The organism is Streptomyces tibetensis (assembly GCF_007655005.1).
GTDB classification, from domain to species: domain Bacteria; phylum Actinomycetota; class Actinomycetes; order Streptomycetales; family Streptomycetaceae; genus Streptomyces; species Streptomyces tibetensis.
Genome location: NZ_SZVW01000065.1, coordinates 1 through 634 on the forward strand (window position 1 = coordinate 1; position 634 = coordinate 634).

The 634-nt window shown below is 67.2% G+C and carries 1 protein-coding gene; it reads right to left on the minus strand.

The features are described from left to right. On the minus strand, positions 1-634 hold a 634-nt coding region (locus FDO69_RS40935; RefSeq protein WP_104789278.1), incomplete at both ends, for a DNA-directed RNA polymerase subunit alpha.

Sequence of the window (634 nt, forward strand, 5' to 3'; positions counted from 1 at the left end):
CGATGTTGAGCTCGCGGGCCAGACCGAACAGCTCGACCAGGGTCTTGCCGGCCGACGCCATGGCGTCACGCGGGCGCATGGCCTGCTTGGTCTCGACGTCGACGATCAGCTTGTCGAAGTCGGTGCGCTGCTCGACACGCGTGGCCTCGACCTTGTACGTGACCTTGAGCACCGGCGAGTAGATGGAGTCGACCGGGATGCGGCCGATCTCCTGGCCGACCTGCTTGTTCTGCACGGCGGAGACGTAACCGCGGCCACGCTCGACCGTGAGCTCCATCTCCAGCTTGCCCTTGCCGTTGAGCGTGGCGAGGACGAGGTCGGGGTTGTGCACCTCGACACCGGCCGGGGGCGCGATGTCGGCGGCGGTGACCAGACCCGGGCCCTGCTTGCGCAGGTACATCACGACCGGCTCGTCGTGCTCCGAGGAGACGACCAGCTGCTTGATGTTGAGGATCAGGTCGGTGACGTCCTCCTTGACACCCGGCACGGTGGTGAACTCGTGCAGCACGCCGTCGATGCGGATGGACGTGACCGCCGCACCCGGGATCGAGGACAGGAGGGTCCGGCGCAGGGAGTTGCCGAGGGTGTAACCGAAGCCCGGCTCCAGCGGCTCGATCACGAACCGGGAGCGGAA